Below are 6926 nucleotides of genomic sequence, written 5' to 3'. Positions count from 1 at the left end.
CCGGGCTGATTGCCTTCGCCCTCGGTTCAATCGGCGCGACCATCGGCATTGGCTCCGTGAGCCTCGCGGTTGGTGTCGGGGCCAGCCTCAGCGCGGTCATCGCGGGCGCGGTCATTGTAGGCGGCACCGTCGGCGCCGGCATCGCCGGTATCGGAACCGCCATCGGACTCGGTGTCAAAACCGGCCACACAGGCAGCGAAGGCGGCGCCGGAATCCTGACAAACGTCAACATTTGCACTTGATTCGGCCGGCCATTGCCGAAAGGCCGCGCCCTCCGGGGCGCGGCCTTTTTTTGTACGCGTTGTCGTGCGCGTCGCCGCGCGCGATGTTCAGTTCAGCACCGCCGTGACTTCGGCGGGGTCGGTGTCGTCGCTGACGAAGGCTTCGCCGGGGCCGCGCATCAGCACCAGGCGGGTGCGGCCACCGAGGTTTTTCTTGTCGAGCGACATGCGCTGAAGCATCGCCGCGGCGTCCAGCGCCGCCGGCTTCTCGACCGGCAGTCCGAGGCGCCCGACGACGCCCTCAACGCGCCGCGCCTCGGCGCCGTCCATCAGGCCGAGGCGCGCCGACAGCCGCGCCGCCAGCACCAGCCCGCAGCCGACCGCCTCGCCGTGCAGCCAGCGCCCGTGACCCAAGCCGGTCTCGATGGCGTGGGCGAAGGTGTGGCCGAGGTTCAGCAGCGCGCGGCGGCCGCTGCGCTCCAGTTCGTCGTCGGCGACGACCGCCGCCTTGATCTGGCAGGAACGGTGGATTGCAAATGTCAGCGCCTGTTCGTCGCGCGCCAGCAGCGCGTCGAGGTTGCGCCCGCACCAGTCGAAGAAAGAGGCGTCCAGTATCAGGCCGTATTTGACGACTTCGGCGAGGCCGGCGGTGTAATGGCGCGCCGGCAGCGTGTCGAGCGTGTCGAGGTCGGAGACGACGCAGCACGGCTGGTGGAAGGCGCCGATCATGTTCTTGCCGAGCGCGTGGTTGACGCCGGTCTTGCCGCCGACCGCCGAGTCCACCTGCGCCAGCAGGGTCGTCGGCACCTGCGCGAAGGCGACGCCGCGCTGGTAGGCCGCCGCGGCGAAACCCGCAAGGTCGCCGACGACGCCGCCGCCGAGCGCGACGACGGCGCCGTCGCGGCCAATGCCGCACTCCAGCATGCGCGTGCAGATGCGCTCGAATGTCGCCAGATTCTTGTGCTCCTCGCCGTGCGCGATCTCGATGACGACGGTGTCGAAGGCCGGCGGCGACGCCAGCGCGCGCAGCAGCGCGTCGAGATACAGCGGCGCGACGACATCGTCGGTCACGACAACCGCGCGCCGCCCCGGCAGGCACTCGCGCAGGCAGCCGCCGGCGCCGGCCAGCAGCCCGCGCCCGATGTGCACCGGGTAGCGCCTGTCGGCCAGTTCCACCGTCAGCGTTTTCATCGCGGCGGTTGCAGGCCGGCGGCGCGCACAACCGCGTCCACCGCCGCCTCGACCGTGCCGTCGTTGTTGACGGTGCAGTCGGCCACTTCCAGGTAGAGCGGCTCGCGTTCGTCGTCGAGCAACTTCAGCGCCGCGCGCAAATCGCCGCCGGGCAGCAGCGGCCGGTCTTCGGCGTCGCCGATGCGCGCGACGCGGTTGTCGAGGCCGGCGCGCAGATACACCACCAGGTTGCCGTCCTTCAGCAGGCGGCGGTTTTCCTCGAGCAGCACGCAGCCGCCGCCGGTGGCGCCGACGATGCCGGCGGCGGCGGCGAGTTCGCGCACGATGGCGGCCTCGCGCAGCCGGAAGCGCACCTCGCCCTCGGTCTGGAACAGCGCCGGAATGTCGAGGCCGGCGGCGCTCACAACCAGCGCGTCGGTGTCGTGAAACGGGCGGCCCAGCCGCGCCGCCAGCGCGGCGCCGACGGCGGTCTTGCCCGTGCCCATCGGCCCGACCAGAAAAATATTGCGTTGCCTCATTGTGTTACAATTTGCCCCGACTTGCGGCCTTGTCCATGGTGGCAAGTCTGGCACGGTTGAAAGTGTATCGCAAAATCCTCTTTGTGGCGGCGGGCCTGTTTTTCTCGCTGCTCGTGCTGCTCACCATCGCGACGGCGGGCGCCTACCTGATGGTCGCCTCCGACCTGCCGGCGGTCGAGACCATCCGCAATGTGCAACTGCAAACGCCGCTCCGGGTCTATGCGCGCGACGGCGAACTGATGGCGGTGTTCGGCGACAAGCGGCGCATACCGGTCACCACCGGCGAGGTGCCGCAGCGGATGATCAACGCCTTCCTCGCCGCCGAGGACGACCGTTTCTTCGAGCACCCCGGCGTGGACTACGCCGGCCTGATACGCGCGGCGCTGGAACTGATACGCACCGGGCAGAAGACGCAGGGCGGCAGCACCATCACGATGCAACTGGCGCGCAACTTCTTTCTGACCAACCAGCGCACCTTTGAAAGAAAGATCAAGGAAATTTTTCTCGCGCTGATCATCGAGCGGCTGTTCAACAAGGAGGAGATACTCGGCCTCTACCTGAACAAAATCTTTCTCGGCAAGCGCGCCTACGGCGTCGCCGCGGCGGCGGAGGTGTATTACGGCAAGGGCATTTCGGAGTTGTCGCTGGCGCAGGTCGCGATGCTGGCGGGGCTGCCGAAGTCGCCCTCAAGCGCCAACCCGCTGGTCAATCCGGAGCGCGCGCTGGAACGGCGCAACTATGTGCTGAAACGGATGCGCGAACTCGACATGATCAGCCCGGAGGAATATCTCGCGGCGGTCAACGAGACGGTCTCGGCGACGCCGCACAGCCTGAAGATTGAACTCAACGCGCCCTACATCGCCGAGATGATCCGCAGCGAGATGGTCGAGCGCCACGGGCGCGAAGCCTACACCGGCGGTTTCAAGGTGCGCACGACGGTGGACGCGGCGATGCAGCGCCGCGCCCAGGCCAGTTTGCGCGACGGGCTGCTGGCCTACGGCGAACGCCACGGCTGGCTCGGCGCCGAGGGCCGGGTGGACGCCGCCGTGCTGGAATCGCCGGCGGCGCTTGAACGCGAACTCGCGGCGCTGCCGGGCGTCGGCGGCCTCGAGCCCGGCATCGTCGTCGGCGCCGACGACGAGGCGCTGCACATCGCGCTGAAAGGCGGCGACGCCGTGCGCCTCGACAAGGCGGCGTGGCGCTGGGCGCGGCTCCGGCTCGCGCGCGGCGGCATGGGCGCGCGCCCCGAAACCGCGGCGGCGGTGGCGCAGGCCGGCGATGTCGTGCGCGTTCGCACCGGCGAGACGCCGCGCCTCGCGCACATCCCCGCCGTCAGCGGCGCGCTGGTCGCGCTCGAGGCCGGCAGCGGCGCGATTCTGGCGCTGGCCGGCGGCTTTGACTTCTACCACAGCAAGTTCAACCGCGCGATTCAGGCGCGGCGCCAGCCCGGATCCAATTTCAAGCCCTTCATCTATTCCGCCGCGCTCAACGAAGGCTACACGCCGGCGACCGTCGTCAAGGACACGCCCGTCGTCTTCACCGACCCCAACAACCGCGACTGGCGCCCGCAGAATTACAGCGGCAAGTTCTACGGGCCGACGCGGCTGCGCGAGGCGCTGAAGTTCTCGCGCAACCTGGTGTCGGTGAAACTGGTGGACCGCATCGGCATCAACAAGACGCTCGACTACATCCGCCGCTTCGGTTTCGAGCGCGCCAACCAGCCGCACAACCTGACGCTGGCGCTCGGCGCCGGCGCCGCCACGCCGCTGGAAATCGCGCGCGGCTACGCCGCCTTCGCCAACGGCGGGTTTCTGCCGGCGCCCTACCTGGTGGACAAAGTCAGCGTGCTCGACGAGACCGTGTCCGAGGCGCAGCCGCTGAAACTGTGCACCGAGGATTGCGAACTCCACGAAAACCGCAGCGAGGGCAGCGACGCCGGGCTGGCGGTGCCGGTGGAGATGCCGAACACGCAATACGCGCCGCAGGCGATTCCGGCGGACATCGCGTGGCAGATGACGAGCATGATGCGCGATGTCATCCGCTTCGGCACCGGGCGCAAGGCGCGCGCGCTCGGGCGCGGCGACATCGCCGGCAAGACCGGCACCACCAACGAGCAGCGCGACGCCTGGTTCTCCGGCTTCAACCGCGACATCGTCTGCACCGTGTGGGTCGGCTTTGACGACCACCGCCCGCTCGGCGCGCGCGAGACCGGCGCCGTCGCGGCGCTGCCGCTGTGGATTGATTTCATGCGCGGCGCCCTCGAAGACCGGCCCGAACGCGCCTACTACAAGCCGCCCAACATCGTCTCGGCGCGCATTGATCCCGCCAACGGCCTGCTCGCCCACCCCGGCGACGACAACGCCGTCAGCGAAACCTTCCGCCTGCGCCACCTGCCGAAAAAAATCACGCAACTGTCGCCGAACGGCGAATCACCCGGCAAGTTGAAGGGGTTGTTTTAGGCGCGCGCGGCGTGGACTTCGTCCACCAGCACGGCGACTTTGCCGGGGTCGGTTTGGCGCAGGACGCCGTGGCCGAGGTTGAAGATGTGGCCGGGGCCGGTGCCGAAGGCGGCCAGGATTTTGCGGGTTTCGGCGCGGATGGTTTGTTCGGATGCCAGCAGCGCCGCCGGGTCGAGGTTGCCTTGCAGCGCGACGCGGTCGCCGACGCGGCGGCGGGCGTCGCCGATGGCGGCGGTCCAGTCCAGGCCGAGCGCGTCGCAGTTGGTGTCGGCCATCGCCTCGAGCCACGCGCCGCCGCCCTTTGTGAACAGAATCACCGGGCGGTCGCGGCGCTGTTTCAGCGCGGCGACGATGCGCCGCACCGGTTCCAGTGAAAAGCGCAGGTAATCGCCGCCCGACAGCACGCCGCCCCAGGTGTCGAAGATCATCACGCAATCGGCGCCGGCGTCCATCTGCGCGACGAGGTAGGCGGTCACCGCATCGGCCAGCACCGCGAGCAGTTTTTCAAGGCATTCGGGGCGGTCGAACATCAATCGCTTGACGGCGGTGAAGTCGCGCGACGAACGCCCCTCGACCATGTACGCGGCCAGCGTCCACGGGCTGCCGGAGAAGCCAATCAGCGGCACGCGCCCGCCGAGTTCGCGGCGCACCAGGCGCACGGTCTCCGTCACATAGCCCAAATCCTCGCCGGGGTCGGGCGCGCGCAGCGCGGCGATTTGCGCGTCGTCGCGCAGCGGCCTTGCAAAGAACGGCCCTTCGTTTTCGCGGAAACCGAGGCCGAGGCCCATCGCGTCGGGAATCGTCAGGATGTCGGAGAAGACGATGGCGGCGTCGAGCGGGTAGCGCCGCAGCGGCTGCAAACTGACTTCGCACGCCAGTTCCGGCGTCTTGCACAGCGTCAGGAAGTCGCCGGCCTGTTCGCGCACGCGGCGGTACTCGGGCAGGTAGCGCCCGGCCTGGCGCATCAGCCACACTGGCGTCGCGTCCACCGGGCGGCGGCGCAGCGCGCGGAGCAGGCGGTCGTTGGCGGCGGCCATCGCGCCGCTCAGGCGACTTGCAGGTAGTCGGCGATTCCCATCGCCGCCTCGCGGCCCTCGAACACCGCGGTGACGACCAGGTCCGAGCCGCGCACCATGTCGCCGCCGGCGAACACCTTCGGGTTGGCCGTCTGGAACGGGAAGTCGCCGCGCGCCGGCGCGATGACCTTGCCGTCGTTATCAAGCGCGATGTTGAAATCGGAAAACCACGGCGGCGGGCTGGGCCTGAAGCCGAAGGCGACGATGACGCGGTCGGCGGCGATGGTCTGCTCGCTGCCGGCGACGATTTCGGGGCGCCGCCGCCCGCGCCGGTCGGGCGCGCCGAGGCGGGTTTCGGCCACGCGCACGCCCTCGACGCCGCCGGCGCCGCCGGCGATGGCGGTCGGCTGGCGGTTGAAGACGAAGCGCACGCCCTCCTCCTTCGCGTTGGCGACTTCGCGGCGCGAACCCGGCATGTTGTCCTCGTCGCGGCGATAGACGCAGGCGACCGACGCCGCGCGCTGGCGAACCGCGGTGCGCACGCAGTCCATCGCGGTGTCGCCGCCGCCGAGCACGACGACACGGCGCCCTTCCATGCCGGCGAATTCCGCGAGGTCGTCGCGGTAGTTGAGTTGGCGGTTGATGTTCGACACCAGGTACGGCAGCGCCTCGTGGACGCCGGCCAGGTCCTCGCCGGGAAAGCCGCCGCGCATCGGCGTGTAGGTTCCCATGCCGAGAAAAACCGCGTTGTACTCGTCGAGCAGCGCCTGAAACGGGATGTCGTCGCCGACGCCGGTCTCAAGGCGAAACTGAACGCCCATCTCCTCCAGCAGTTGGCGGCGCGTGCGCACGATGTGTTTTTCCAGTTTGAACGGCGGGATGCCGAAGGTCAGCAGGCCGCCGATTTCCGGGTAGCGGTCATAGACGACGGCCTCAATGCCGTTGCGCGCCAGCACATCGGCGCAGGCCAGCCCGGCGGGGCCGGCGCCGACAATGCCGACGCGCTTGCCGGTGGCCTCGACGCCGGACAGGTCGGGGCGCCACCCCGCCTTCAGCGCCTCGTCGGTGATGTACTTTTCCACCGCGCCGATGGTGACCGCGCCGAAACCGTCGTTCAATGTGCAGGCACCTTCGCACAGCCGGTCCTGCGGGCAGATGCGCCCGCAAATCTCCGGCAGCGAATTGGTCTTGTGCGACAGTTCCGCCGCCTCGAACAAATTGCCCTCCTCGATCAGTTTGAGCCAGTCGGGGATGTAGTTGTGAACCGGGCACTTCCACTCACAGTAGGGATTGCCGCAGGCGAGGCAGCGCCCGGACTGGCGCGCCGCCTGCTCCGGGTCGAACTGGCCGTAAATCTCGTCCCACTCGCGCAGGCGCATCTCCACCGCGGTCTTGGCCGGGCTTTGGCGCGGCAGGTTCAGGAATTGCATCGGGTCGGACATGTCAGGTTCTCGCGGCTGCGATGTTCATCATACAGGAATGAACGCGCCGGCGCGGATTGTGGCACGGCGCGATACGGCG

The 6926-nt window shown here is 69.1% G+C and carries 6 protein-coding genes; 2 read left to right on the top strand and 4 right to left on the bottom strand.

Annotated features, from left to right (window positions below):
* The coding region (locus tag OXU50_07775) for a hypothetical protein (protein ID MDD9869768.1) at window positions 1-242 on the top strand (242 nt) is incomplete at its 5' end.
* 87 nt (window positions 243-329) lie between these two features.
* Here OXU50_07775 and aroB read toward each other — a convergent pair.
* Window positions 330-1412, bottom strand: a complete 1083-nt coding sequence (aroB, locus tag OXU50_07770) for a 3-dehydroquinate synthase (protein ID MDD9869767.1) — start codon at window positions 1410-1412, stop codon at window positions 330-332.
* Complete coding sequence (locus tag OXU50_07765) at window positions 1409-1930, bottom strand: shikimate kinase (GenBank protein ID MDD9869766.1); 522 nt, start codon at window positions 1928-1930, stop codon at window positions 1409-1411. Before OXU50_07765 ends, aroB begins: the two co-directional genes overlap by 4 nt.
* Window positions 1931-1992: 62 nt before the next feature.
* On the opposite strand from OXU50_07765, the gene OXU50_07760 reads away from it, so the two are divergent.
* Window positions 1993-4389: a penicillin-binding protein 1A gene (locus OXU50_07760; protein MDD9869765.1), complete on the top strand. Its 2397-nt coding sequence runs from the start codon at window positions 1993-1995 to the stop codon at window positions 4387-4389.
* Here the strand turns inward: OXU50_07760 and hemE are convergent.
* Window positions 4386-5426, bottom strand: coding sequence for a uroporphyrinogen decarboxylase (gene hemE / locus OXU50_07755; GenBank protein MDD9869764.1), 1041 nt, complete (start codon window positions 5424-5426; stop codon window positions 4386-4388). The two genes, OXU50_07760 and hemE, sit on opposite strands and share 4 nt — an antisense overlap.
* A gap of 8 nt (window positions 5427-5434) precedes the next feature.
* Window positions 5435-6847 (bottom strand): FAD-dependent oxidoreductase, encoded by a 1413-nt coding sequence (locus OXU50_07750; protein ID MDD9869763.1) that lies wholly within the window; start codon window positions 6845-6847, stop codon window positions 5435-5437.
* Window positions 6848-6926 lie beyond the last annotated feature (79 nt).

This window comes from Gammaproteobacteria bacterium, assembly GCA_028817225.1.
In the GTDB taxonomy this organism is placed as follows: Bacteria; Pseudomonadota; Gammaproteobacteria; order Poriferisulfidales; family Oxydemutatoraceae; genus Oxydemutator.
This window is presented reverse-complemented; position numbering and strand designations above follow the sequence as displayed.